Source organism: Kocuria sp. UBA5001, from assembly GCF_002398425.1.
Lineage (GTDB): Bacteria > Actinomycetota > Actinomycetes > Actinomycetales > Micrococcaceae > Kocuria > Kocuria salsicia.
The window spans coordinates 76,616-101,583 of the sequence record NZ_DGYR01000015.1; the positions used below are offsets into that span (position 1 = coordinate 76,616).

Annotated in this window: 22 protein-coding genes and 2 tRNA genes; 16 read left to right on the forward strand and 8 right to left on the reverse strand. The window is 71.0% G+C overall.

Annotation, left to right across the window (positions count from 1 at the left end; all coding sequences use genetic code 11):
• Nucleotides 1–51 precede the first annotated feature (51 nt).
• Nucleotides 52–139 (reverse strand) — tRNA-Ser (locus tag B3G12_RS09995).
• A 193-nt stretch (nucleotides 140–332) separates the two neighbouring features.
• On the opposite strand from B3G12_RS09995, the gene B3G12_RS10000 reads away from it, so the two are divergent.
• The 5 genes from B3G12_RS10000 (at nucleotide 333) to B3G12_RS10020 (ending at nucleotide 7,540) form a co-directional block, all read left to right on the forward strand.
• The gene (locus B3G12_RS10000; protein ID WP_290500172.1) at nucleotides 333–1,316 is read left to right on the forward strand and encodes an NAD(P)H-quinone oxidoreductase; all 984 of its coding nucleotides are present in this window, start codon (nucleotides 333–335) and stop codon (nucleotides 1,314–1,316) included.
• A gap of 202 nt (nucleotides 1,317–1,518) precedes the next feature.
• A complete protein-coding gene (locus B3G12_RS10005) occupies nucleotides 1,519–3,804 on the forward strand; it encodes a carbon starvation CstA family protein (RefSeq protein WP_290500174.1) in 2,286 nt (761 codons plus the stop codon).
• Complete coding sequence (locus tag B3G12_RS10010; protein WP_144943117.1) at nucleotides 3,804–4,028, forward strand: YbdD/YjiX family protein; 225 nt, start codon at nucleotides 3,804–3,806, stop codon at nucleotides 4,026–4,028. The genes B3G12_RS10005 and B3G12_RS10010 overlap by 1 nt, the downstream gene beginning before the upstream one ends.
• Before the next feature lie 51 nt (nucleotides 4,029–4,079).
• Nucleotides 4,080–4,613, forward strand: coding sequence for a hypothetical protein (locus B3G12_RS10015; RefSeq protein WP_290500175.1), 534 nt, complete (start codon nucleotides 4,080–4,082; stop codon nucleotides 4,611–4,613).
• A 356-nt stretch (nucleotides 4,614–4,969) separates the two neighbouring features.
• Nucleotides 4,970–7,540, forward strand: a complete 2,571-nt coding sequence (locus B3G12_RS10020) for an HAD-IC family P-type ATPase (RefSeq protein WP_144943119.1) — start codon at nucleotides 4,970–4,972, stop codon at nucleotides 7,538–7,540.
• A 166-nt stretch (nucleotides 7,541–7,706) separates the two neighbouring features.
• On the opposite strand, the gene B3G12_RS10025 is transcribed toward B3G12_RS10020, so the two are convergent.
• From B3G12_RS10025 to tmk, 4 genes are all read right to left on the reverse strand, one after another.
• Nucleotides 7,707–7,779 (reverse strand) — tRNA-Thr (locus B3G12_RS10025).
• A 91-nt stretch (nucleotides 7,780–7,870) separates the two neighbouring features.
• Complete coding sequence (locus tag B3G12_RS10030; protein ID WP_144943120.1) at nucleotides 7,871–9,439, reverse strand: alpha/beta hydrolase; 1,569 nt, start codon at nucleotides 9,437–9,439, stop codon at nucleotides 7,871–7,873.
• 17 nt (nucleotides 9,440–9,456) lie between these two features.
• Nucleotides 9,457–10,584, reverse strand: a complete 1,128-nt coding sequence (locus tag B3G12_RS10035) for a DNA polymerase III subunit delta' (protein ID WP_144943121.1) — start codon at nucleotides 10,582–10,584, stop codon at nucleotides 9,457–9,459.
• Nucleotides 10,581–11,237: a dTMP kinase gene (gene tmk / locus B3G12_RS10040; RefSeq protein ID WP_144943122.1), complete on the reverse strand. Its 657-nt coding sequence runs from the start codon at nucleotides 11,235–11,237 to the stop codon at nucleotides 10,581–10,583. The genes B3G12_RS10035 and tmk overlap by 4 nt, the downstream gene beginning before the upstream one ends.
• 115 nt (nucleotides 11,238–11,352) lie before the next feature.
• Between tmk and B3G12_RS10045 the strand changes: the two genes are divergently transcribed.
• Both B3G12_RS10045 and B3G12_RS10050 read left to right on the forward strand, forming a co-directional pair.
• Entirely contained in the window at nucleotides 11,353–12,483 is a 1,131-nt protein-coding gene (locus tag B3G12_RS10045) for a trans-sulfuration enzyme family protein (protein ID WP_126874655.1), read from the forward strand.
• Nucleotides 12,484–12,492: 9 nt separating this feature from the next.
• Nucleotides 12,493–12,843 carry a DUF2516 family protein gene (locus B3G12_RS10050; RefSeq protein WP_055084115.1) on the forward strand — a complete coding sequence of 117 codons (351 nt, stop codon included), beginning with the start codon at nucleotides 12,493–12,495 and terminating at the stop codon, nucleotides 12,841–12,843.
• 18 nt (nucleotides 12,844–12,861) lie between these two features.
• Here B3G12_RS10050 and B3G12_RS10055 read toward each other — a convergent pair whose 3' ends face one another.
• Complete coding sequence (locus B3G12_RS10055) at nucleotides 12,862–13,653, reverse strand: class I SAM-dependent methyltransferase (RefSeq protein ID WP_144943123.1); 792 nt, start codon at nucleotides 13,651–13,653, stop codon at nucleotides 12,862–12,864.
• Nucleotides 13,654–13,732: 79 nt separating this feature from the next.
• Between B3G12_RS10055 and B3G12_RS10060 the strand changes: the two genes are divergently transcribed.
• On the forward strand, nucleotides 13,733–14,491 hold the full coding sequence (locus B3G12_RS10060; RefSeq protein WP_179229848.1) for a phosphoglyceromutase: 759 nt from the start codon (nucleotides 13,733–13,735) through the stop codon (nucleotides 14,489–14,491).
• Between the two features lie 185 nt (nucleotides 14,492–14,676).
• Here the strand turns inward: B3G12_RS10060 and phoU are convergent, their stop codons facing one another.
• Entirely contained in the window at nucleotides 14,677–15,375 is a 699-nt protein-coding gene (gene phoU / locus B3G12_RS10065; RefSeq protein WP_055084109.1) for a phosphate signaling complex protein PhoU, read from the reverse strand.
• Nucleotides 15,376–15,598: 223 nt separating this feature from the next.
• Between phoU and B3G12_RS10070 the strand changes: the two genes are divergently transcribed.
• A complete protein-coding gene (locus B3G12_RS10070; protein ID WP_055084107.1) occupies nucleotides 15,599–16,786 on the forward strand; it encodes a sensor histidine kinase in 1,188 nt (395 codons plus the stop codon).
• The gene (locus tag B3G12_RS10075) at nucleotides 16,783–17,463 is read left to right on the forward strand and encodes a response regulator transcription factor (protein WP_094393525.1); all 681 of its coding nucleotides are present in this window, start codon (nucleotides 16,783–16,785) and stop codon (nucleotides 17,461–17,463) included. The genes B3G12_RS10070 and B3G12_RS10075 overlap by 4 nt, the downstream gene beginning before the upstream one ends.
• A gap of 79 nt (nucleotides 17,464–17,542) precedes the next feature.
• Here B3G12_RS10075 and B3G12_RS10080 read toward each other — a convergent pair whose 3' ends face one another.
• A complete protein-coding gene (locus tag B3G12_RS10080; RefSeq protein WP_055084103.1) occupies nucleotides 17,543–18,079 on the reverse strand; it encodes a hypothetical protein in 537 nt (178 codons plus the stop codon).
• Between the two features lie 207 nt (nucleotides 18,080–18,286).
• On the opposite strand from B3G12_RS10080, the gene B3G12_RS10085 reads away from it, so the two are divergent.
• The 6 genes from B3G12_RS10085 (at nucleotide 18,287) to glgX (ending at nucleotide 24,938) form a co-directional block, all read left to right on the forward strand.
• Nucleotides 18,287–18,772 (forward strand): CarD family transcriptional regulator, encoded by a 486-nt coding sequence (locus B3G12_RS10085; RefSeq protein ID WP_035960700.1) that lies wholly within the window; start codon nucleotides 18,287–18,289, stop codon nucleotides 18,770–18,772.
• Nucleotides 18,773–18,791: 19 nt separating this feature from the next.
• Nucleotides 18,792–19,565, forward strand: a complete 774-nt coding sequence (gene ispD / locus B3G12_RS10090; protein ID WP_055084098.1) for a 2-C-methyl-D-erythritol 4-phosphate cytidylyltransferase — start codon at nucleotides 18,792–18,794, stop codon at nucleotides 19,563–19,565.
• Between the two features lie 4 nt (nucleotides 19,566–19,569).
• On the forward strand, nucleotides 19,570–20,070 hold the full coding sequence (ispF, locus tag B3G12_RS10095; RefSeq protein ID WP_055084096.1) for a 2-C-methyl-D-erythritol 2,4-cyclodiphosphate synthase: 501 nt from the start codon (nucleotides 19,570–19,572) through the stop codon (nucleotides 20,068–20,070).
• A 166-nt stretch (nucleotides 20,071–20,236) separates the two neighbouring features.
• On the forward strand, nucleotides 20,237–21,679 hold the full coding sequence (gene cysS, locus B3G12_RS10100) for a cysteine--tRNA ligase (RefSeq protein ID WP_094393526.1): 1,443 nt from the start codon (nucleotides 20,237–20,239) through the stop codon (nucleotides 21,677–21,679).
• 84 nt (nucleotides 21,680–21,763) lie between these two features.
• Nucleotides 21,764–22,732, forward strand: a complete 969-nt coding sequence (gene rlmB / locus B3G12_RS10105) for a 23S rRNA (guanosine(2251)-2'-O)-methyltransferase RlmB (protein ID WP_055084092.1) — start codon at nucleotides 21,764–21,766, stop codon at nucleotides 22,730–22,732.
• Nucleotides 22,719–24,938, forward strand: a complete 2,220-nt coding sequence (gene glgX / locus B3G12_RS10110) for a glycogen debranching protein GlgX (RefSeq protein ID WP_144943125.1) — start codon at nucleotides 22,719–22,721, stop codon at nucleotides 24,936–24,938. The genes rlmB and glgX overlap by 14 nt, the downstream gene beginning before the upstream one ends.
• Nucleotides 24,939–24,968: the final 30 nt, after the last annotated feature.

A 24,968-nucleotide genomic window follows, 5' to 3' on the forward strand; every position in this document is an offset into this window, starting at 1 on the left:
ACGAAGCCCCCGTCCCCTGAATGCTCAGAGGACGGGGGCTTCGTGGTTCCGCGGAAGGTAAGGGATTTGAACCCTTGGCACGGGGTTACCGCACACTGGTTTTCAAGACCAGCTCCTTAGGCCGCTCGGACAACCTTCCAGCTGTGCTCGGCACCGGGCTGGCCCGGGCGAACGAGTCGTCATTATTCCACGCCCCGCGCCCGGGGTGCCACCGGGGGGGGGGGGGCAGACGGGCGCGCCCGTCCACGTCGGCGCGCGGGGTCGCCTGGCGCTCGCCGGGGCTGCGGCAGGAGAATGGGGTGAGACCCAGACAGCGAGTGGAAGGACGTCCCATGCGAGCCGTACGAGATCTGCGTTCCGGTGGCCCCGAGGTGCTCGAGGTGGGGGAGGCCCCAGAACCGAGCATGACCCCGGACGGGGTGCTGATCGAGGTGACGGCCGCGGGCATCAACCGCGCGGACGTCCTGCAGCGCCAGGGCAACTACCCCGTCCCGCCGGGTGCCACCGATGTCTTCGGGCTCGAGGTCTCGGGGACGGTCACTGCGCTGGGTGCGGACGTGCCCGACGCCGCCGGGCTGGCGGTGGGGGACAGCGTCGTCGCGCTCGTGGATTCGGGTGGATACGCGGAGCGCGTCGTTGCGCCGTGGCCGCAGGTGCTGCCGCTGCCCGACGGCGTGGATCCCGTGGCCGCCGCGGGTCTGCCCGAGGTGGCCGCGACCGTGTTCTCCAACGTCTTCATGGCGGCGGCCGCGCGTGAGGGCGAGACCCTGCTGGTCCACGGCGGCGCCGGGGGGATCGGTACCCACGCGATCCAGGTGGCCCGGGCGCTCGGCATGACCGTGCTGACCACGGTGGGCAACGAGGAGAAGGCGCGCGTGGTGCGCGAGCTGGGTGCCCAGGCCATCAACTACCGGGAAGAGGATTTCGTGGAGCGCGTGCACGAGCTCACCGGGGGACGGGGCGCGGACGTGGTCCTCGACGTCGTCGGCGCCGCGTACCTGGGCCCGAACCTCGAGGCCCTCGCGACGAACGGGCGGATCGTGATCATCGGCACGCAGGGCGGAGCCAAGGGGGAGCTGAACGTCGGTCGGCTGCTGCAGAAGCGCGCGGCGGTCATCGGCACCACGCTGCGCGCCCGGCCCGCGGCGGAGAAGGCGAGCATCATGGCCGCGGTGCGCGAGCACGTCTGGCCGCTCGTGGCCTCGGGGCGGGTGCGCCCGCTCGTCTCCCGTGCGTTCCCCCTGGAGCAGGCGCGTCAGGCCCACGAGTACTTCGACTCCGGCTCCCACGTGGGCAAGGTGCTGCTGACGCTGTGACGGGGCGCGGGCCGCCCGTGGGCCCGGCCCGACGACGCCGCGCGGCGGTCGGCGGGATTGCGCATGGTGCGCGCCGGGAGCCAGCCCCGACCGTCCAGCGCTCTGACCCCCTGGCCGTGGGCGTGGCGCACCTCGCATAGACTCGTGTCCGCCATCACACGCGGCACCCAGGGTGCCGGCACGAGATTCGGAGCCTTCCCCTATGAGCACAACGCACCGCCACCCGGCGGAGTCCCCGCAGCCGAGCCAGGGAGGCAGCGCCGAGCTCCCGCCCAACCATGTGACCCCCGAGGTCCTGGAACGGGAGCAGACCCGGTGGACCCCGTTGCGGATCGCCCTGTGGGTGGGCATCGCCCTGCTCGGGGGTGTGGCGTGGGTGATGATCGCCTTCGCCCGCGGCGAGTCCGTGAACGCCATCTGGTTCGTGTTCGCGGCAGTGTGCAGCTACTTCATCGCCTACCGGTTCTACTCCAAGTTCATCGAGCTGAAGCTGACCCGCCCGGACGACCGGCGTGCGACCCCCGCGGAGTACCACGCGAACGGCAAGGACTACATGCCCACCGACCGGCGGGTGCTCTACGGGCACCACTTCGCCGCGATCGCAGGCGCCGGTCCGCTCGTGGGCCCCGTGCTCGCGGCGCAGATGGGCTACCTGCCCGGGACCATCTGGATCATCGTGGGCGTGATCTTTGCGGGAGCCGTCCAGGACTACCTGGTGCTGTTCTTCTCGATGCGCCGCGGCGGCCGGTCCCTCGGCCAGATGGCCAGGGAGGAGCTCGGCGTGGTGGGTGGCTACGCGGCGATCGTCGCCACGCTGGCCATCATGATCATCATCGTGGCCATCCTCGCGCTCGTGGTGGTCAACGCCCTGGGCGAGTCCCCGTGGGGCGTGTTCTCGGTGGGCATGACCATCCCGATCGCCCTGTTCATGGGCGTCTACCTGCGCTACCTGCGCCCGGGCAGGGTCATGGAGGTCTCGGTCATCGGCTTCGTGCTGCTGATGCTCGTGATCGTGGCCGGCGGCTGGGTGGCGGACACCGAGCTCGGCTCGCAGCTGTTCACCCTGGACCGGGTGACCCTGGCGTGGTGCGTGATCGGCTACGGCTTCGTGGCCGCCGTGCTGCCCGTGTGGCTGCTGCTCTCCCCGCGCGACTACCTCTCCACGTTCATGAAGGTGGGTACCATCCTGCTGCTCGCCGCCGCCATCGTGGTGGTGCGCCCGGAGATCACAGTGCCCGCGGTCAGCGAGTTCGCCGGCCGCTCGGACGGTCCCGTGTTCACCGGGTCCCTGTTCCCGTTCCTGTTCGTCACCATCGCGTGCGGTGCGCTCTCCGGGTTCCATGCCCTGATCGCCTCCGGCACAACTCCCAAGATGATCGAGAAGGAGCGCCAGGCGCGCTTCATCGGCTACGGCGGCATGCTCATGGAGTCCTTCGTGGCCATCATGGCGCTCGTGGCGGCCGTGTCCATCGACCGCGGCATCTACTTCGCGATGAACGCCTCTCCGGCAGCCACGATGGGAACCGTCGAGGGTGCGGCGGCGTTCGTGAACTCCCTGGGCTTGTCCGGCGTGCACGTGACCCCGGAGCTGCTGCAGGGCACCGCAGACGCCGTGGGGGAGGAGACCATCGTCTCCCGCACCGGTGGCGCACCCACCCTGGCTGTGGGCCTCTCCCACATCATGCAGCAGTGGTTCGGGGGAGTATCCATGATGAGCTTCTGGTACCACTTCGCCATCATGTTCGAGGCGCTGTTCATCCTCACTGCCGTGGACGCCGGCACCCGCGTGGCCCGCTTCATGCTCACCGACACCCTCGGCAACTTCTTCCCGCGCTTCCGGGACGTCAACTGGCGCACCGGTGCGTGGCTGACCACCGCGATCATGGTCGCGGGCTGGGGCACCATCCTGATCCTCGGCGTCACCGACCCGCTGGGCGGGATCAACACGTTCTACCCCCTGTTCGGCATCGCCAACCAGCTGCTTGCCGCGATTGCGCTCGCGGTGTGCCTGGCCATCGCGGCGAACCTGCACCGCTTCAAGTACCTGTGGATCATCATGCTCCCGCTGCTCTTCGACGTGCTCGTGACCGTCACGGGGTCGTGGCAAAAGATCTTCTCGTCCGACCCCAAGGTGGGTTACTGGGCCAACCACGGCGCCTTCAAGGACGCGCTGGCCCAGGGCAAGACGAGCTTCGGCACGGCCAAGAACGTGGAGGCCATGGAAGCCGTGGTCCGCAACACGTTCGTGCAGGGGACGCTCTCGGTGCTCTTCGTGGTGCTCACGATCGTGGTGGTGGTCATGGGTGTCGTGGAGACGGTCAAGGCCCTGCGGGGCCGGGGGCGCGGCACGCACGAGGACCCGGTGGTCGAGTCCCGGTTCTACGCGCCGTCGGGCCTGGTGGCCATGCCCTCCGAGAAGGCACTTGAGAAGCAGTGGAGGGCGCTGCCGCTGGAGGAGCGCACCCCCACGGGTGGGGGGCACCACTGATGACCGGGGCCGTGGAGCAGGCGGGGCGGGGCCGCTCGGGGTTCCTCGACTGGTGGCGCGGCGCGGTGCGTTTCGGCAACGGAGTGCTCGGCGCGGACAGGTACGAGCGCTACCTGCAGTACCACCGCGCCACCGGGTGCGAGTCCGAGCCGCTCACCGAACGGGAGTTCTGGCGGGACTGGCAGGACTGGCAGGACGCCCACCCCGAGGGCCGGTGCTGCTGAGACGGTAGGATGGACCGCCGCCTGCGGATAGTGGACGGGAAAGGGATGTCGGTGGGTTTCTTCAGTGACTACAGGGCCACGCGCCGTGACGAGCGGGAGCTGGGCGAGGGCGTCTGGCGCCGGGCCCACGACCGCTTCAAGCGGGGGCTGGACCGGTACCACCAGATCCTCGAGTCCGTCCGCGACCCCGAGCTGCGCGCCATGGCCGTCCCCGTGGCGAACGAGCTCGCGGACCTGCTTCCGCGGGTGCGCGCCGTGTGCGCGGAGGCCCACTTCCGGGCACCCTCGCAGACCCAGGACATCCCGCACTCCCCGGACGGCTACGTCTCGGACGTCCACCGCCAGCTCTCCCGGGCTGGCAACTCCATGGCACAGACCGCGGAGGCCCTGACGATGGCGCGGTTCTCCGCGCGCGGCACCGCCCCGAGCGCCGTCGCCGCCCCCGGGGACGACGATGCGTCGCCCGTCCGATCGCCCCTCGCCGACCCCGCCCCCATCCAGCGCAGGGCGGCTGTCGTGGCGCAGTACGTACTGGCGGCCGAGGATCTCATGGCGGCCCGCTCCGTCAGACGCGGCCAGTACTGACCCGTGGCTGCCGCCGTTCTCCAAGCGCCGCGTCACGGGCCGGCAGGGTGGAACGGGTGGGGAGCGGGTCATGGGCTGGCTGAGCACGGAGCGGGGCCGCGGAACCCCCGGGGGCCCGCGGCCCTTCCGGTCGTGGAACCCCCGGGGTTCGCGTGCGTCCCCTGTCCGGATCATTGGGCAAGCCAGAGCCGCAACGTCCTGCTCCCATGTTATAGAGCGCTGTTCTCGCGCAACAGAGCCTCGTGGAATGGTTGTGCTCCCGCCAGGGTTCCCACCCCGGGCCCGGCAAGGCGTCACGCACCCGGGGAGTCCCCACTCATAGACTGGGGACCAACGACGAGCCCGCAAGGATATCCATGCCCCACCGGACCACGAGCCCCGCACGCACCCCCGGACGGGCCGATGACGGGACGCTGCCCCGGGAAGGCCTCAGCTCCCAGGAGGTCGCCGAGAGGGTGGAGCTCGGGCTGACGAACGCGCAGCCCAACAGCACCTCTCGTAGCCTGTGGGCGATCGTCCGCACCCACCTGTTCACCCTGTTCAACCTCGTGCTGGGTCTGTGCGGTGCCGTGGTGATCGCACTCGGGCGCTGGCTGGACCTGCTGTTCCTCGTGGCGGCTGTGAGCAACGTGGTGATCGGCTTCGTGCAGGAGTTCTCGGCCAAGCGACAGCTGGACAAGATCGCGCTGCTGCGCCGGGACCCCGCAAGCGTGCGCCGTGACGGCGTACTCACCAAGGTTCCCCTCGAGGAGATCGTGCTGGACGACGTCCTACTGCTCTCCCGCGGGGACCAGGTCCCGGCAGACGGCGAGGTGCTTGAGGCGGACGGCTTGGACATCGACGAGTCCCTGCTGACCGGCGAGAACGACCCCGTGGTGAAGCAGCCCGGGGACAAGGTCCTCTCTGCCTCGAGCGTCACCAGCGGTTCCGGCACGGTGCGTGTCACGGCCGTGGGCGGGAAGTCCCACGCCTCCAAGCTCGCCAACGAGGCCCGACAGTTCGCCCCCATCCGCTCCGAGCTGCGCGATTCCCTCGCCCGGGTGGTCCGGTGGCTCTCCACTGCCCTGGTCCCCATCATCGCGGTGGTGCTCAACGGGCAGATGCGCGCGGCCGGGGGCTGGCAGCACGCGTTCGACACGGGGGCGTGGCAGGACGCCCTGGTGGCCTCGGTGTCCTCCGTGGCCTCGATGGTGCCCCAGGGCCTCGCCCTGATGACCACGATCACCTTCGCCGTGGCCGCAGTGAAGCTGGCTCGCCAGGAGGTGCTGATCCAGGAGCAGCCCGCCGTGGAGGTACTCGCGCGCGTGGACACGGTGTGCTTCGACAAGACCGGGACCCTGACCGAGGGCGGCGTCTCCTTCGACGCCGCCCGCTGCCTCACGCCGTCGGCCCCCTCTGACACTGCCCACGAGGCGCCCGCTGCCGCCCCCGACGACGCCGCGGACCTCGCCGCTACTCGTGCGGACGTGGTCGAACCGTCCCCGGAGGCCGCCGCCGCGCTCGCGTGGTTCGGCGCGGATCCGCACGCGAACCCCACGGCCGCCGCACTGGCCGAGGGCTACGAGCACCCCAACCCGCACGAACCGGTGGCGGTGCTGGGCTTCTCCTCCGCGAACCGCTTCTCCGGCGTGGAGTTCCCGGACTCCGGCGCGTGGATCCTGGGTGCCCCGGAGGTGCAGCTTGCGGACGCAGAGCATCGTGAGGCGCGGGAGCACGCGCAGGACCTCGCCACCGCCGGGATGCGCACGATGGTGCTCTCCCGCGCCGAGCACCTGGTCCTGGCGGAGCCGGGCAAGGACGGCCGCAGACGCGCGGCTCAGGAGCTGCCGCCCGACGTGAAGCCGCAGCTGCTGCTGACCTTCCGTGAGCAGGTCCGCTCGGACGCCCGCGAGACGCTGGCGTACTTCACCGAGCAGGGGATCGATCTCAAGGTCCTCTCCGGGGACAACCCCGCCACGGTGGCCGCCGCCGCCAGGACGGCCGGGATGGACGTCTCCCACGGTGCGGTCGACGCCACCCAGCTGCCGGACGACGGCGAGGAGCTGCACCGCGCCGCGCGGGAGCACAGCGTGTTCGGCCGCGTGTCCCCGCACCAGAAGAAGAACATGGTGCTGGGCCTGCAGGAGGGCGGGCGCGTGGTCGCGATGACCGGTGACGGAATCAACGACGCCCTCGCGCTGAAGCACGCGGACCTCGGAATCGCCATGGGCAACGCGGCGCCGGCCACCAAGGCCGTCTCCCGTCTGGTGCTGCTGGACGGGCAGTTCTCGCGGCTGCCGTCCGTACTCGCTGAGGGACGGAAGATCATCGCCAACATCGAGCGCGTCACGCACCTGTTCCTCACCAAGACCGGGTTCTCGGTGCTGATGGGCGTGGTCCTGGGCCTGCTCGCCTGGACCTTCCCGTTCCTGCCCCGCCAGTACTCCACGGCGGACTTCCTGATGCTGGGCGCGCCGTCCTTCATCCTGGCGATGCTCCCCAACAGCCGCCGCTACGTCTCCGGATACCTCAAACGGGCCCTGCACTTCTCCGTGCCGAGCGCCGTGGTCGTGGCGCTGTGCGTGGTGGGGCTGAACCTCTACGAGCGCACCGTGGACCACGCGAGCTCCACGCGGGAGTTCCAGACGTCGAGCTTCCTGGTGTTGGTGCTCGTGGGGCTGTGGATCCTGTGCGTGGGCTCCCGCCCGCTGACCCGGATCCGGCTGGCGCTCGTGGTTGCGATGTACGCGGGGCTCGTGCTGGTCGTGGTGGTCCCGCTCTCCCTGACGTACCACCAGTTCGAGGTGCCCCACGCCTCCCTGCTGTGGGCCTCGCTCGCCTTCGCGTTCGTGGGTTCCGTGCTCGTGGAGATCAACTTCCGGGTGCACACGCGGTGGCTGCGGCGCACGCAGCCCGCGGCCTTCGAGGCGGCTGCCCGGGCCGAGTAGGCCTTGGGCTCCAGTCACGACGGCGTTCGGCGGGGGCGTCCCGTCCCGTGGAGGCCACCGAAGCTGTGGAGACCGCCGCAGCGGTTCGGCGCACGGGGGATGGCCGCGAGGCCTGGCCGCGAAACGGGAGAGGCCCCGTCACCTGGTGGTGACGGGGCCTCTGCGGAGCCGCCTGCCGGAATCGAACCGGCGACCTATTCATTACGAGTGAATCGCTCTACCGACTGAGCTAAGGCGGCGTGACCGGGGATGCGAGAACCCCAGATGCACGCCGAAACAGTATCAGATCGCGGCGCGGCACCACCAATCAGCTGCCCGCCCCAGCGGGCCTCAGCTCGCGTCGCACACGGCCCCCTCATCGGGCAGGGCGCCGTTCAGGAGGTAGCCGTCCACGGCGCGGGTCACGCACGTACTGCCCGAGGTGTAGGCGGTGTGGCCGTAGCCCTCGTGAGTGAGCAGTCGGGCCTCGCCGAGCTGCTTCACCAGGGACTGCGCCCACGGGTAGGGCGTGGCCGGGTCGTGGGTGGTGCCCACCACGAGGGCGGGGGCCTCCGTGTCCGCGTGGAAGTCCACGAGGGGGGTCACGGGTCGGTCCGGCCACCCCTGGCACGCGGCCGCACCGTAGCCGAGGTAGGGGCCGAACGTGGGGGCCTTGGTGGCCATCTCCTTGGCGGCGTCGGCCATCTGCGCGTCGCTGATGTCAGCGGAGTCCGTGTCCAGGCAGCTCACCGCGGTGAAGGCCATGGATACGTTGCTCGTGTACTTGCCGGAGGAGTTCCGCCCGTGGTTGGAGTCCGAGAACGCCATGAGGGCCTCGTACTTCCCGTCGAACGCCTCCTGCAGGGCACTGTCGAGCTGCGGATAGCCCGCGGTCGAGTAGAGGGGCACCAGGATCCCCTCCAGCGCGTTGGTGGCCGTCAGTGTGCGCCCGTCGGACACGGCGGTGCGGCCCTCCGAGACCTTTCGCAGCATCTCCCTGATCTTCGTCATCCCGGCGTCCACGTCGTCCTCGCCCACGGCGCACCCCCGGGTGTTCTCCTGGCAGTCCGCCACGAAGTGCCGCAGGTTGTCCTCGAACCCCTCCGCCTGGGCCAGCGCGGAAGCACGCTCGTCGAGGGTCGGGTCCACGGCGCCGTCGAGCACCATGCGTCCCGTGCGCGCGGGAAACAGGTGCGCGTACGTGGCGCCGATCTCCGTGCCGTAGGAGAAGCCCAGGTAGTGCGTCACGGGCTGGCGCAGCACGGCGCGCAGGACGTCCAGGTCCTTCGCCACGCTCTGGGTGTCCATGTGGGAGACCACGGTGGAGGAATTGCGGTGGCACTTCTCGCCGATCTCGCGGGAGCTCGTGCGCACCTCGTCCAAGGACTCCTTGGCGGGATCGAAGGCCGGCTCCTGCCGCCACTCGTCCATCTCGCGGTCCGAGAGGCAGCGGATGCCGTCCGACCGGCCGACCCCGCGCGGGTCGAAGCCCACCAGGTCGAACTCCTTGCGCACTTCCTTGGACGTGAAGTAGTCCGTGGAGGCCATCATGTCCACGCCGGAGCCGCCCGGCCCACCGGGGTTGAGGAACAGGGCGCCCTCGGGCGAGGAACCGGTGGCCTGCAGCCGGGCGATCTCCACCTGCGTGTTCCCTCCGGACGGGTTCGCGTAGTCCACGGGGACCGTGACCGCCGCGCACTGGACATCCTCCGGCAGCTGCTGGCCCTCGCTGGTGGTGCCGCAGCCAGCCCAGTCGAGGGACTGCGTGTAGTAGGACTCCAGCGCAGGGTCCGCGCTCGCCGTGACGTCGGGGTCCGCGGACCCCCTGGCCTCCTGGGGACCGCCCCCGGAGCAGGCCGTGAGGAACAGGGCGACGGCGCCGAGCAGCACGGCGGCGCGGCGGGGACGGGAGTTGTGCACGGGGTCCTCTCGGGGGGTCAGACGATGGAGACCATCATGGCCTCGAACGCGAGTTGGGCACTCACGTTGGTGCGGATGCGCTGCCGGGTCTCGCTGATCACGTCGATCTTCTCCAGCGTCTGCTCCGCGGACGAGTTCGTCGCGTAGCCCCGGATCTGTTCCCCCAGGTGCTCGTTGACCAGGGGCATCCCGGTGCCCAGCTGGACGCTCAGCACGTCCCGGTAGAACGTGGTGAGGTCGATCAGGAACCGGTCCAGGGTGTCCGTCTGGATCCGGCGGGAGCGACGCTTCTGGTCCGCCTCCAGCCGGTTCAGCGCACCGCGGATGGCCGGTGGCACGCGGCCGGTCTCCGGGGCGCCCATGGACACGAGCAGCTGGGCCCGCTCCTCGTCGTTGCGGGCCTCCGCGTCCGCCGCGGACTCGTCCACCGCCAGGCGGTGCAGCCGGTCCGCGGCCCGCACGGCCTGGGTGACCCCGTGCATGGACAGGGGCAGCGAGACCACTTCCTGGCGGCGGGTGCGGGCGTCGTCGTACAGGGCGAGGCGGGTGGCCACGCCCACGTGGCACTGGGCGAGCCGTGCGCACTGCTCAGCGCGCTGCTCCGGCACACCGTGGCGGGCCACGAGCAGCCGGGCGACGTCCTGCGCGGACGGGACCTTCAGCGTCACCGCGCGGCAGCGCGACCGGATGGTCACGAGCACGTCCATGGGGGAGGGCGCACACAGCAGCCAGATGGTGTGGGGAGGCGGCTCCTCGATGCTCTTGAGCATCACGTTGGAGGTGCGCTCCGTCATGCGGTCCGCGTCCTCCACGATCATGATGCGCCACGAGCCCACCGAGGGCCGGTCCTGCGCCTTGACCACGAGTTCGCGGGCTTCCTCGATGCTGATCTGCGGGTTCTCCGTGACGAAGTTCGTGACGTCCGCGTGCGTGCCGGCGAAGGCGGTGCGGCACGCGTGGCACTGGCCGCAGCCGGTGCCGTGCTCGCACAGCAGGGCGGCGGCGAGGGCGCGGGCCGCGGTCGAACGGCCCGAGCCGGGAGGTCCCGTGAACAGCCAGGCGTGGGTGGGGTCCTTGTCCTGCGCGGCGCGTTGTAGCTGCTCGACGACGCGCGGCTGGCCCACCACCTCGTCCCACACGCTCATCCGGCCACCTCGTCACGCACGGGAACCACACCGCGCACGCGGTCGAGCACCAGCTCCGCGATCCGCTCCGGGGGCTGGGCGGCGTCGAGCACGAGGTAGCGCTCCGGCGCCCGCTCGGCGAGCCGACGGAAGGTGGCGTTCACGGCGTCGTGGAAGGCCCTGGCCTCGGACTCCATGCGGTCCGCGGCCAGTCCCCGCAGGCCGCGCCGGGCCTCTGCGGTGTCCTGGTCCACGTCCAGCACCACGGTGAGGTCCGGTACGAGCCCGCGCAGCGCCCACTCGTTGAGCTGGAGCACGCGCTCCACGCCGAGCCCGCGGCCCGCTCCCTGGTACGCCACGGAGGAGTCCACGAACCGGTCGCAGACCACCACCTCCCCGCGCTGCAGGGCCGGGCGGATCAGACGCGCCACGTGGTCCGCGCGCGCCGAGGCGAAGAGCAGCGCCTCGGTCTCCGCGTCCACGGGGGCGTGGGCGGGATCGAGCACGAGGGAGCGTACCGACTCCGCCAGGGGGGTGCCACCGGGTTCGCGCGTGCACGTGACGGTGGCGCCGGACTCGCGCAGGGCCCTGGTGAGCGCCGCGACCTGGGTGGACTTGCCGGCGCCGTCACCGCCTTCGAACACGATGAGCGCCCCGCGCGTTGTTTGCTTCACGCGCACCACTGTAGCCACCGGTCCGGACACCCACAGCGGACGGTGCGGGGTGGGCAGGGCGCACCGCACGGTGGGCCGCCGCCGGGCCGGACGGGGGCCGGACTAGGGTGGAGGGATGCGAAAAGACACCGTGGTGGTTGCCGGCGGGCGCCCCGCACACGAGCACGACGCCCCCGTGAACCCTCCCGTGGTGCTGACCTCCACCTACCGGGGGGTGGGTGAGGTCGCGGACACGGACCGTTCCTACGCCCGGCAGACCAACCCCACGTGGGAGGCCTTCGAGGAGGTGCTCGCCGCGCTCGAGGAGTCCCCGTGCCCCGCGCTGTCCTACGCGTCCGGGCTCGCGGCCATCACCGCCGCGCTCACGCTCGTACCCGTGGGCGGCACGCTCGTGCTGCCGCGGCACAGCTACCAGGGAAGCATGCAGCTCGCCCGGGCGTGGGAGCAGCGCGGGATCTTCTCCGTGCGCACCGTGGACGTCGCGGACACCGGCGCCACCCTGGACGCCCTCGACGGCGCCGACATGCTGTGGATCGAGAGCCCCACCAACCCCATGCTGGAGGTCGCGGACCTGCCCGCTCTGCTGAGCGGTGCGCGGCAGCGGGGCGTGCTCACGTGCGTGGACAACACCTTCGCCACGCCCCTGCTGCAGCGGCCCCTGACCCTCGGCGCGGACCTCGTGGTGCACTCGGCCACCAAGTACATCGCGGGGCACTCGGACGTGCTGATGGGCGCGGTGCTGTGCGCCACGCCGGAGCTGCGCGAGCGGCTGCACGCCCAGCGCACCCTCGAGGGCGCCGTTCCCGGCCCGTTCGAGGCGTGGCTCGCCCTGCGCGGTGTGCGCACCCTGGCGCTGCGCGTGGAGCGCTCCATGGCCAGCGCCGCGGAACTCGCCCGCAGGCTCTCGGAGCACCCGGCCGTGGCGGAGGTCCGCTACCCGGGCCTTCCACAGGATCCCGGCCACGAGCGGGCCGCTGCCCAGATGGCCGGCGGCTTCGGGTCGGTGGTCTCGGTGGTCCTCGACGACGACGCCGCCGCGGCCGAGCGCCTCGTCGCCGGGCTGCGCGTGTGGACCCCGGCCACCTCGCTGGGCGGTGTGGAGTCCCTCGTGGAGCGGCGGCGGCGCCATCCGGAGGAGCCCGCCAGCGTCCCGGAGTCCCTGCTGCGGCTGTCCGTGGGGATCGAGAACGTGGAGGACCTCTGGGAGGACCTGCTGCCCGGGCTCGACGCGCTCGCGGATCGGTAGACTGCTCCCGTGACTTCCTACCCCTGGGCCCTCGTACTGGCGAACTACCTGGACTACGCCATCACCCTGGTGGTGGCGGTGCTCGCGCTGCTTGCCGCGCTGGACTGCGTGCGCCGTTCCGCGGTGCAGTTCGAACGCGCCTGGAAGCGCACCAAGACGTTCTGGCTGGCCCTCACCGGCGGTGCCGCCGTGGTCTCGGTGTTCAGCGCGGTCTTCTCCACGCTGCAGCTCGTGAGCTTCGGTGTTCCTCGCTCGGGCTCGCTGATCCTCATGCTCGTGGCCGCCACGATCGCGGGCGTGTACTTCGCGGACGTGCGACCCGCCGTGGCGGGGGAGTCCCGCAACCCCGGCCGCTGGTAGGGCCCGGAGCGTCGAACCTCAGGAGGGGGCGACGGCGTCCCAGGACACCGTGAGCTCCCCGAGCCGCCACCGCCGCGGCCCGTGCATGACGGGCCACCCGCCGGCCTTCAGGTCCTGGCACGTGGCGATCCAGCGTCGGCGCGGACCGAACGGGGACAGCGCGGCGTTGACGGACCACGCGGCGTCGGCGGCGGCCAGGAAGTCGTGCACGCGCTCGCCGGGCACGTTGCGGTGGATCAGGATCTTGGGCAGCCGCGCCGCCACGTCCGACGGCAGGGCGTAGCTGCCCGGGCGCATGCTCACGGTGAACGTCTGCGGCCCCTCCCCGGTGACGCAGATCCAGGTGGCCAGCCGCCCGATCTCGTCGCACGTCCCGTCCATCAGCACTCCGCCCGGCGCGAGCCGTGAGCACGCGAGCTCCCAGGCACAGGGCACCTCCTCCACGGGGTACTGCCGCAGCACGTTGAAGGCCCGCACGAACACGGGCCGGCGCGGACCGGTGGGGATCTCGAAGCCTCCGCGCCGGAACTCGAGACCCGGGCGGGTGTGGACCCGGGCGGCGTCGACCCGTTGCGGGTCGATCTCCACCCCCACGAGCGTCACGTCCGGGCGCGCCGTGCGGGCGCGCTGCAGCAGCTCCACGGTGGTCACGGGGGCCGCGCCGAAGCCGAGGTCCACAAGCAGCGGATCCTGCGCGCGGCGCAGCAGCGGTGCGAGCACTCCGGTGAGGTAGCGGTCCGCGCGGCGCAACCGGTTGGGGTTGGTGGTGCCGCGGGTGATGGACCCCACGGGGCGGGACTGGGCTGGCACACGCACACTGTACTGGCACCGGGTCCGCTGCCGGGCGACACCCGTTCCCCCTGCGCGCGCTGGGTGGGACAATGGGGGCATGGCTAACGATTCAGTGACCCACAAGCTCATCCTCCTGCGCCACGGCCAGTCCGAGTGGAACGAGAAGAACCTCTTCACCGGCTGGGTGGACGTGCCGCTCACCGACAAGGGCCGCGCCGAGGCCACGCGGGGCGGTGAACTGATCGCGGAGAACGACCTGCTGCCGGACGTGGTCCACACGTCCCTGCTGCGCCGCGCCATGAACACCGCCAACCTCGCGCTCGACGCCGCGGACCGGCTCTGGATCCCCGTCAAGCGCTCCTGGCGTCTCAACGAGCGCCACTACGGCGCCCTGCAGGGCAAGAACAAGGCGGAGATCCGCGAGGAGTACGGCGAGGAGCAGTTCATGACCTGGCGCCGCTCCTACGACACCCCGCCGCCCGCCATCGACGACTCCTCCGAGTGGTCCCAGGCCGGGGACCCCCGGTACGCGGACGTCGTGGACCTGCCCCGTACCGAGTGCCTCAAGGACGTCCTCGAGCGCTTCCTGCCCTACTGGGACGAGCAGATCGTCCCGGACCTGCAGGCCGGGAAGACCGTTCTGGTGGCCGCGCACGGCAACTCCCTGCGTGCGCTCGTGAAGCACCTGGACGGCATCTCGGACGACGACATCGCCGGGCTGAACATCCCCACGGGCATCCCGCTGTACTACGAGCTCGACGAGAACTTCCGGCCCGTGACCGCCGGTGGCCGCTACCTGGACCCGGACGCCGCGGCCGAGTCCATCAAGGCCGTGGCGAACCAGGGCAAGAAGTAGTCCTTCGCCCGACAACGCGGAATCCCCGTCACCCCACGTGGGGTGACGGGGATTCCGTCGTCGTGGCCGGGATGGGCCGGGATGGGGTGGCGTCGCGGACCGCGCTCGCGGTCCGGTGGGCGTGCCGGGCGCCGGGAGGGGGCGACGTCGCCGCGTCACCGGACGCCGCGCCGTCGCCCGCCGCGTCACTCGCCGGCGTCGGTGCCGATGTGGCCGTGGCCGGTGGGGCGGGAGTCGGTGGCGGGGGCCCAGTCGCCGGTGACCAGGTAGGAGACCTTGCGGGCCACGGAGACGCCGTGGTCACCGATCCGCTCGAGGTAGCGCGAGGCGAGGGTGACGTCCACGGCGGTGGGGACCGAGGAGTTCCAGCTGGGGTCCGCGAGCATCTCGAAGACCTGCTGGTGCTTGACGTTGAGCTCGGACTTCAGGGCGAAGATCTCGTCCGTCTCACTGATGTCGCGGTCCTCCAGCGCCGTGATCACGCGGGCGATGAGCTTGAGGTCGATGTCGAACATCTGCTCGAAGTGACCCCGCATGGACTCCGGGAGCACGGGCTCCGGGAAGCGCAGGCGGGCAAGCTGCGCGAGGTGCCGGGCGAGGTCGCCCATGCGCTCCAGCGAGGCGCTCATGCGCAGCGCACCCACGATCATGCGCAGGTCCGAGGCCACGGGGGACTGCAGGGCGAGGATGTCGATCGAGCGCTCATCCAGGTCGTTCTGCAGGAAGTCGATCCGGGCGTCGTTGGAGATGACCTCCTCCGCCACCTGGATGTCTGCGTCGAGGAAGGCCGTGCGGGCGCTGCCGAGGGCCTGCTGCACGAGCGTGGCGATCTGGATCAGCTCTTCGCCGACCTGGTGGAGTTCAGCCTGGAAAACCTTGCGCACAGGGCGTCCTTTCGTTCAGGGCAATTCTTGGTCCCAGAGCTTACGCGTCCAGGAGGGCACGGCTGCCACCGGGGGAGACGGCACGACGGATTCGCACACCTCCGCCCAGGTTCACAGGCGGGAGTGAACGCGCCACCATGCCCAGGTGAACGTTGGCTGAACCACCGCGCTGCGGGCAGGGATCCCGGGCCCCGCCGCGGATCCGGGCGTCTAAGCTGGCCCCGTGAGCGAGACGACGATTGCCCTGCTGGCCGGGTTCATCGGTTTCCTGCTCGGCATCAGCGGGCTGATCGCCGTGCGGGCAAGCCAGCGCCGTCGCCACTTCCTCGCGGACGTCCAGGAGCCCACACTGCCCGAGGGCACCGCGGAGATCCTCGCGGCTCTGGGCCTGGCGTACGTGGTGGTCGACGGCGTGGACGGAGTCGTGAAGGCCTCTCCCGCCGCGTACGCCTACGGTCTCGTGCGCGGGCACACCGTGGTTCACGACGAGCTGCTGGAGATGGTGCGCAGCACCCGGCGCAACGGAGTGGTCGAGGAGAGGCGCCTCGAGCTCTCGCGGGGCCAGCTGCAGCGGGGCTCCATCGTGCTGGACATGCGCGTGGTGACCATCGCGGACGAGTACATCCTGCTGCTCGCGGACGACCAGACCGAGATCGTGCGGGCCCAGTCCATCCGCAACGACTTCGTGGCCAACGTCTCCCACGAGCTGAAGACCCCCGTGGGCGCCGTCAGCCTGCTCTCCGAAGCCATCGAGGACGCCGCCGAGGACCAGGACGCCGTGCGGCACTTCGCCGCGAGCCTGCAGCGGGAGTCCGCCCGGCTGAGCGCGATGGTGCAGGACATCATCGAGCTCTCCAGACTGCAGGGCACGGACGTTGTCGCCAAGGGCACGGCGGTGGACGTCAACCGCACCGTGCAGGAGGCCGTGGAGCGCAGCAGGCTCGCCGCGGAGAGCAGGAACATCTCCCTGAAGGTGGGGGGCCACGTGCAGATCCCTGTGTTCGGGGACCCGGACATGCTGGTGACGGCGGTGCGCAACCTGATCGACAACGCCGTGCGATACTCGCCGGAGGACACCCGCGTGGGTGTGGGGCTGCGGGAGCGCGGGGGAATGGTGCAGGTCACGGTCACGGACCAGGGCCCGGGGATCTCCGATGCGGAGCAGGACCGGATCTTCGAGCGCTTCTATCGGGTGGACAGTGCGCGCTCCCGCCAGACCGGCGGCACGGGGCTGGGGCTGAGCATCGTCAAGCACGTCATGGCGCAGCACGGCGGCGAGGTGTCTGTGTGGTCGCAGCCGGGGCGTGGCTCCACGTTCACACTGCTGCTGCCGCCCATGGACGACCCCGAGGACCAGGCGGAGCCCGCGAGCGGCGGGCAACGCGACGATCGAGTGGAGGAACGCGCGTGACCCAGATTCTCATGGTGGAGGACGAGGAGTCCCTGAGTGATCCGCTGGCCTACCTGCTGGGCCGGGAGGGCTTCGACGTGAGCGTTGTTGCGGACGGGATCAGCGCCGTCGCCGAGTTCGACAGGGCCGGCGCGGATCTCGTGCTGCTGGACCTCATGCTGCCGGGGCAGTCCGGCACCGAGGTGTGCAAGCAGATCCGGCAGCGCTCGAGCGTTCCGATCATCATGCTCACCGCCAAGGACGCGGAGATCGACAAGGTTGTGGGCCTGGAGCTCGGGGCGGACGACTACGTGACCAAGCCCTACTCCTCCCGGGAGCTCGTGGCCAGGATCAGGGCGGTGCTGCGCCGCAGGGCCGAGCCCGAGGAGCTGCTCACCGCCACGGTCTCGGCCGGGCCCGTGCGCATGGACGTGGAGCGCCACGTGGTGCACGTGGGCTCCGAGACCGTGGCCATGCCGCTGAAGGAGTTCGAGCTGCTCGAGATGCTGCTGCGCAACGCCGGCCGCGTGCTCACCCGCGGGCAGCTGATTGACCGGGTGTGGGGCTCCGACTACGTGGGGGACACCAAGACCTTGGACGTCCACGTCAAGCGGCTGCGCTCCAAGGTGGAACCGGATCCGTCCTCACCGCGGCACATCGTCACCGTACGGGGTCTCGGGTACAAGTTCGAGCCGTGAACCGGTGCGGGCACGAGAAGAGGACCGTGACCTTTGGGGTCACGGTCCTCTTCTCGTCAGGCGAGAGGGCCGGGAGCGGTCAGTGACCGCCCTCGGCCTTCTCCGCGTTCGGTGTGTTGGAGGGGTTCGCCGGGGTGGAGGGCACGCCGCCGGGCATGAAGCTCGCGTAGCGGGGGTAGGTGTAGTCCAGAACGGGCACCGAGACGGTCTCGTCGTCGCTGCCGGCGCGGAAGGTGGTGTCCACCATCAGACCCGGGTTGGCGCCGGCACGCTCGAGCATCACGGGCTCCGACTTCTCCAGGACGACCTCCTTGTTGGCGGGAACGTCGATCTTCACCGTGGAGCCGCTCGCGTCCATGGTGAGTGTCTGCGCGGCATCGTCGTTGTTGATGACCGTGCCGAGCACGCGGCCCTCGGAGTTTGCATCCTTGGCGACCACCAGGACGTTGCGCAGCTTGAGGTCCCCGAGGTCCATCTGGATGCCGTCCGCCGGGGCGAAGCTGTCCGTGGTGGCCTGCGGGCTGATGTACGCGCAGCCGCTTACGCTGGTCAGGACGGCAAGCGCTGCCGCACCCAGTCCGAGGTGCTGCAACTTCTTGTGGGCGGCGTTCTTCACGGCACGAACTCCTCGGGCTCTCTGACAGCGTGTGGCAATTTGAGGTCAGTCTATCGGTTTGGCCACGGATCGTCTGCATCCCGGGCTCGTCCGTGGCGCGGCTCGGCGGCTGTGCGGGGCCGCAGGCCCGGCGTTCGAGGGGCGTCCCAGCACAGGGTGGCGAATCATACACCGTGGTAGACTTGGTGGGCTGAAAGGGGTTTGTGCATGGTATTTGAGGTTGGCGAAACGGTTGTCTATCCGCACCACGGTGCTGCAACCATCGAGGAGATCAAGACTCGCACCATCAAGGGCGAAGAGAAGATGTACCTCCGGCTCAAGGTCACCCAGGGAGACCTGATGATCGAGGTTCCCGCGGAGAACGTGGACCTCGTGGGCGTCCGGGATGTCGTGGACGAGGACGGCCTCAAAGAGGTCATCGCGGTGCTGCAGGCCCAGGACGCCGAGGAGGCCTCCAACTGGTCCCGCCGTTACAAGGCCAACCTCGAGAAGCTTGCCTCCGGGGACGTCCTGAAGGTCGCGGAGGTCGTGCGCGACCTCTGGCGTCGCGACCGCGGCAAGGGACTCTCCGCTGGCGAGAAGCGCATGCTGACCAAGGCCCGGCAGATCCTCACCTCCGAACTGGCCCTGGCCAAGAAGATCGACGAGGAAGAGGCGGAGAAGCGCCTGGACGACATCCTGTCGGCTGCCTGAGCCACCCTCTCCTCTCCTGATGAGACACCCTGATGTTGCGAGCCCGTCCACTGCGGACGGGCTCGCCGTCGTCGTGGTGGCCGCCGGCTCCGGCACGCGGCTGGGGTACGGGATGCCCAAGGCGCTCGTCCCCGTGGCAGGCAGACCCCTGCTCGCCCACGCCCTGCGCACCGTGCGTGAGGCACTGCCCGCCGCGGCCGTCGTCGTCACCGTGCCGGAGGGGGACACCGAGCTAAGCTCGCTCGCCCGTGCCGTGGGAGCGCGAGCGGTGACGGGCGGCGCCACCCGTGCGCAGTCCGTGGCCCGCGCTCTCGCGCAGCTGCCGGAGAACACGGAGCACGTCCTGGTGCACGACGCCGCCCGCTGTCTCACCCCGCCCGTCGTCTTCGCGCGCGTGGTCGCCGCCCTTCACAACGAGGCCTCGGCGGTTGTGCCCGTCACGCCCGTCACGGACACGGTGCGCGGCGTGGACGAGGCCGGTGCGAGCACCGGGACCGTGGACCGCGCGGGCCTGCGGTCCGTGCAGACCCCCCAGGGCTTCGACCGCGCCCTGCTCGTGAGGGTCAACGCGGCTGCCGGCCTGCTTCCGGTGGAGTGCGAGGCGGACGCGGCCTCGACCCCGGGTCCCGAGGGCATCACGGACGACGCCAGTCTCGTGGAGCGCCACGCCCCCGAGCACACGGTGTACTTCGTCGAAGGCCACGAGGAGTCCTTCAAGGTCACCCGTCCCCTGGACCTGCTGCTCGCACGGGCAGTGGTGGCGGCCCGCTCCGGCGTGGAACGGAGAGAATGAGCGCATGAGCACCTTGAGCCCCCTTCCGTACCCCCTTCCCCTGACCGGCATCGGCGTGGACGTCCACGCGTTCGGCCCGGAGGGGACCCCCCTGTGGATCGCAGGGCTCCTGTGGCCCGGCGAGCGCGGTCTGAGCGGGCACTCGGACGGGGACGTCGTGGCGCACGCGGCCGCGGACGCTCTGTTCTCTGCAGCCGGGGTGGGGGACCTCGGCGCCCACTTCGGCACGGACCGTCCGGAGATGGCGGGGGCCTCCGGCGTCGCGATCCTCTCCGAGGCCGTGCGCACCGTGACCACGGCCGGCTTCCGGGTGGGCAACGTGTCCGTGCAGCTGATCGGCAACCGGCCCAGGTTCGCACCCCGGCGCGAGGAGGCCGCCGCCGTGCTCACGGAGGCGGCCGGTGCTCCTGTGCACCTGAGCGCCACCACCACGGACGCCCTCGGCCTCACGGGCCGCGGGGAGGGTATCGCGGCGATCGCCACGGCCCTCGTGCTGCCGGCCTGAACGTCGGGCCCGTCCAAACGTGCCGAGCACCTGGACGTGCCGTGGGTCCGCACGCCCCGACCGCCTGAACGTCCCCGCCATCTGGACGTACCGCTGGTCCGCCTGTCCGGACGTCCTGGGCGTCCGGCGTCACGGGCCGCACGGGCGTCCCCGTTAGACTGGTCCGGTGACTCTGCGCTTCTACGACACTGCGTCCGCGACCACCAGGGACTTCGTCCCCGTGCACCCCGGCGAGGCCGGGCTGTACTACTGCGGTGCCACGGTGCAGGGGGCGCCGCACATCGGACACGTGCGCTCCGCTCTCGTCTTCGATGTCCTGGCCCGGTGGCTGCGCTTCCGCGGCTACCGCGTGACCACGGTGCGCAACGTCACGGACATCGACGACAAGATCCTCGCCAACTCGGCGGCCTCCTATCAGGAGGGCTTCACCGGAGAGCACCCGCTGGAGCAGTGGTGGGCGCTGGCCTACCGGTTCGAGGGGGTCTTCGGACGGGCCTACGCCGCGCTGGGGATCGACCGGCCCACCTACGAGCCGCGGGCCACGGGGCACGTCCCGGAGATGCACGCCCTGATCCAGGAGCTGGTCGACGCCGGGCACGCGTACCCAGCCCTCGACGATTCCGGGGACGTCTACTTCGACGTCCGCTCCTGGCCCCGCTACGGGGAGCTCACCCGGCAGCGGGTGGAGGACATGCAGGACGCCCCGGACGCTGATCCCCGGGGCAAGCGGGATCCCCGTGACTTCGCCCTGTGGAAGGGGCGCAAGGAGGGCGAACCCCTCACGGCGTCGTGGGACTCTCCCTGGGGCAGGGGCCGTCCGGGCTGGCACCTGGAGTGCTCGGCGATGGCCCACAAGTACCTGGGCGCGCACTTCGACATCCACGGCGGCGGGCTGGACCTGCGCTTCCCGCACCACGAGAACGAGCTGGCCCAGTCCACGGCGGCCGGGCGGGAGTTCGCGAACTTCTGGCTGCACAACGGGCTCGTGACGTACCAGGGCGAGAAGATGTCCAAGTCCATCGGCAACACCGTCTCGCCGGAGGCCATGCTCGAGCAGGCGCGCCCGCTCGCCGTGCGCTACTACCTGGGACAGGCGCACTACCGGTCGGTGCTGGACTACCGGCCCACGTCCCTGCAGGAGGCCACCGCCGCCGTCGAGCGCGTCGAGGCGGTCCTGGTCGCCGCGCTCCGCGCCGGACTCGCGCTGGACTGGACCCCGCAGGACGTGCCCGAGGCGTTCTCGGAGGCCATGGACGACGACCTCAACGTCCCCCGGGCGCTCGCCGCGCTGCACGAGTCGGTGCGCGCCGCCAACTCGGCACTCGCCGGTCCGGAGCCGGCGTCGGCGCGGTCCGCGGTCGCGGCCGTCGCGGGGATGAGCGACGTCATGGGCCTGCTGCAGCTGATGGACCTGGACGGCCCACAGGACGCCGACGGCGCGGAGCACCGCGCGCTCGACTCGCTCGTGCAGGACCTCCTGGTCCAGCGCGCGGCCGCGCGGGAGGCGAAGGACTGGGCCCTGGCGGACACGATCCGGGACCGGCTGGCGGCCGCAGGCGTCGTCGTGCAGGACGGCCCCCAGGGCGCGGAGTGGTCCGTGTGCTCCTGACGCTGACCTAAACTGGAGCGAAATCGCCGACCACCCCGGGGCGGCCCCGTGCCGTGACCCGTGACAGACACGGAGTGCTGACCCATGGCCCAGAACAACCGAGCCGGAGCCGTCCGCAAGAAGAAGAAGGGCGCGGTCGTCGGCAGCGGCGGTCAGCGCCGCAAGGGCCTCGAGGGCAAGGGCCCCACGCCCAAGGCCGAGGACCGCGTCTACCACAAGGCGTACAAGGCCAAGCAGGCTGCGGCCCGCAGGCAGCAGAGCTCCCACGGCAGGTCCCAGCGCTCGGGTGGCGGGCCCATCAAGGAGGACCTCGTGACCGGGCGCAACTCGGTGCTCGAGGCCCTGCGCGCGGGCGTTCCCGCGAAGACGCTGTTCGTGGCGACCAAGATCGAGGTGGACGACCGCGTCAAGGACATCCTGCAGCTGTGTGCCGAACGCCAGGTGCCCACGCTGGAGGCCTCCCGCTCGGAGCTGGACCGTCTCTCCGCGGATGCCATCCACCAGGGCGTGGTGCTGCAGGTTCCCCCGTACGAGTACCCGGACGCGGACGAGCTCGCGAGCTCCCTGATGGCACGCCGCGACGAGAGCCACCCACCTCTGCTGGTGGCGGCGGACGGCATCACGGACCCGCGCAACCTCGGCGCCATCATCCGCAGCGTCTCCGCGTTCGCAGGGGACGGCGTGATCCTTCCCGAGCGCCGCTCGGCGGGCGTCACGGCCACGGCCTGGAAGACCAGCTCCGGTGCCGCCGCACGCGTTCCCGTGGCCAAAGCCACGAACCTCACCCGCACTCTCGAGAACTGCAAGAAGCAGGGTTACTTCGTGGTGGGCCTGGACGGCGGCGGGGACATGTCCCTGCCGCAGCTCGAACTGGCGACAGAGCCCCTCGTGGTGGTCGTCGGCTCCGAGGGCAAGGGCCTCTCCCGGCTCGTCACCGAGCACTGCGACGCAATCGTCTCCATTCCCATCGAGTCCGCCATGGAGTCGCTCAACGCGTCCATGGCCGTGGGGATCACGCTGTACGAGATCGCGCGTCGCCGTGCAAGCGCGTAGCCACCCGCTGGGGGTCCACCCCTCGCCGTCCGGTGACGGCACCGCCAACGTGGCGGTCTACGCCCCCGGGCTGGACGAGGTGGACCTGGTCTTCGCCCGGCCGGGCGAGGCCTGGCAGCGGCTGCGCCTGGACGGCGTGAACCACGGAATCCACTACGCCACAGTGCCCCGGCCCCGGGGCGTGGCCTCGCTGAGCATGAGCGCTCAGGAGCTCGCGCGCGACGTGTCCCCTGCCATGCCGGCGGGCACCCGCTACGGGTTCGTCCCGGCCCGGGCGCACGGCACCCCCGTCCCGGACCCGGCGCTGGAACCGGTCCTGCTGGACCCCTATGGAAGGGGACTGACCCGCGTGGCCCCGCCGGGCGACGTTGTGGACCCCGGTCCGGACGCCTACGGCGGGATGTACGTCAGCGAGGTCGTGGCGCAGGACCACGAGTGGCACGACGAACCCCGCCCCGCCCACCCCTGGCGGGACACCGTGATCTACGAGGCGCACGTCAAGGGCCTCACCATGCTCCACCCGGAGATCCCCCACGAGCTGCGCGGCACGTACGCCGGGCTCGGGCACCCGGCGGTGCTCGAGCACCTGCGTGGGCTGGGGGTCACCGCCGTGGAGCTGCTGCCGGTGCACGCGCACCTGGACGAGGCGCACCTCACGGCCAACGGACTCACGAACTACTGGGGCTACAACACCCTGGGCTTCTTCGCCCCGCACGCCTGCTACGCCACGCGCGCGGCCCAGCAGGCGGGGCCCACCGCGGTGCTGGACGAGTTCAAGGACATGGTGGACGCCCTGCACCGCGCCGGGCTGCAGGTCTACCTGGACGTCGTGTACAACCACACGGCCGAGGGCGGTCCGGACCAGCGGGCCTACTGCTGGCGGGGGCTGGGTGAGGGCGAGTACTACCGGCACGACGAGCACGGCAACTACGTGGACGTCACCGGCTGCGGGAACTCCGTGAACTTCGCAGACGCACAGGTGGTGCGGATGACCCTGGACTCACTGCGGTATTGGGTGGAGGAGTGCCACGTGGACGGCTTCCGCTTCGACCTCGCGCCGGAGCTCGGCCGGGACGAGCACCACCACTTCACCCGCAACCACCCGTTCTTCGTGGCCGTGGCCGCGGATCCGGTGCTGCAGGGAGTCCGGATGATCTCCGAGCCGTGGGACGTGGGGGTCGGCGGCTGGCAGACCGGCCGCTTCCCCGCGGGGTGGGCGGACTGGAACGACCAGTACCGGGACACGGTCCGCGACTTCTGGCTCTCCGGCCAGCGCACGATGCGCCGCGGGGGAGGGGGCGGCACCGCCGCGCGGCTCGCGGGGGCCATGTCCGGCTCCGCGGACCTCTTCGCACCGAACGGGCGCACCACGCTGGCCTCGGTCAACTTCATCACTGCGCACGACGGCTTCACGCTCTACGACCTCACGGCCTACGACAGCAAGCACAACGAGGCCAACCGTGAGAGCAACGCCGACGGCACGAACGACAACCACTCCTGGAACCACGAACACGAGGGCTTCTCCCCTGACGTCCGCGTCCGCTCCGCGAGGGCGGCCACGGCGCGGAACATGATGGCCACCCTGCTGTTCTCCCAGGGCGTGCCCATGATCACTGCGGGGGACGAGCTGCTGCGCTCGCAGGGCGGCAACAACAACGCGTACTGCCAGGACAACCGGCTGTCGTGGGTGGACTGGGCCCTCACCCCGTTCGACCGCTCGATGCTGCACATCACGCAGCGCCTCGTCCGGATCCGCCGCGCGTTCCTCGCGGGACAGCCCCACGAGTTCCCCACGCGGCCGCAGGACGTGGTGCTGAACTGGTACGCGAACTCAGGGGAGCCCATGACGGCGGAACTGTGGCAGACGGACGGGGAGCGCGCCCTGCAGGTCGCACTCGCCGCCCGCGGCGGGCGAGTGGCCGGACTCTTCGTCCTCAACGGCACGGAGTCCCCGGTGGCCGCGGTGCTGCCGGCCTTTGAGCACCCGGCGCGCACCGAGCGGGTCCCCGGGGACCGCGACGCCCGCGTCCCAGGCGCCCGTGGCACGTCCCACGCGGCGGGAGCGGGTGACGCAACGGCGGCGAGCACCTACCGGCTGGTGCTCGCCACGGACTCGCACCTGGACGAGCTGACCGGCAACCGCTGGCGCACCGGAGACGAGGTCACGCTCCCGCCGCAGGGCGTGGCGATGTTCGCGATCACCTGAGCACGCAAGAGGCCCCGGACCAGTGGTCCG

What these genes read in the sequence shown, in the direction of transcription:
- B3G12_RS10010 (WP_144943117.1), top strand. Translation starts at nt 3,804, where the DNA reads ATGACCGGGGCCGTGGAGCAGGCGGGGCGGGGCCGCTCGGGGTTCCTC.
- B3G12_RS10035 (WP_144943121.1), bottom strand. Translation starts at nt 10,584, where the DNA reads ATGAGCGTGTGGGACGAGGTGGTGGGCCAGCCGCGCGTCGTCGAGCAG.
- B3G12_RS10000 (WP_290500172.1), top strand. Translation starts at nt 333, where the DNA reads ATGCGAGCCGTACGAGATCTGCGTTCCGGTGGCCCCGAGGTGCTCGAG.
- B3G12_RS10020 (WP_144943119.1), top strand. Translation starts at nt 4,970, where the DNA reads ATGCCCCACCGGACCACGAGCCCCGCACGCACCCCCGGACGGGCCGAT.
- ispF (WP_055084096.1), top strand. Translation starts at nt 19,570, where the DNA reads ATGAGCACCTTGAGCCCCCTTCCGTACCCCCTTCCCCTGACCGGCATC.
- B3G12_RS10085 (WP_035960700.1), top strand. Translation starts at nt 18,287, where the DNA reads ATGGTATTTGAGGTTGGCGAAACGGTTGTCTATCCGCACCACGGTGCT.
- rlmB (WP_055084092.1), top strand. Translation starts at nt 21,764, where the DNA reads ATGGCCCAGAACAACCGAGCCGGAGCCGTCCGCAAGAAGAAGAAGGGC.
- B3G12_RS10005 (WP_290500174.1), top strand. Translation starts at nt 1,519, where the DNA reads ATGAGCACAACGCACCGCCACCCGGCGGAGTCCCCGCAGCCGAGCCAG.
- B3G12_RS10045 (WP_126874655.1), top strand. Translation starts at nt 11,353, where the DNA reads ATGCGAAAAGACACCGTGGTGGTTGCCGGCGGGCGCCCCGCACACGAG.
- ispD (WP_055084098.1), top strand. Translation starts at nt 18,792, where the DNA reads ATGAGACACCCTGATGTTGCGAGCCCGTCCACTGCGGACGGGCTCGCC.
- B3G12_RS10060 (WP_179229848.1), top strand. Translation starts at nt 13,733, where the DNA reads ATGGCTAACGATTCAGTGACCCACAAGCTCATCCTCCTGCGCCACGGC.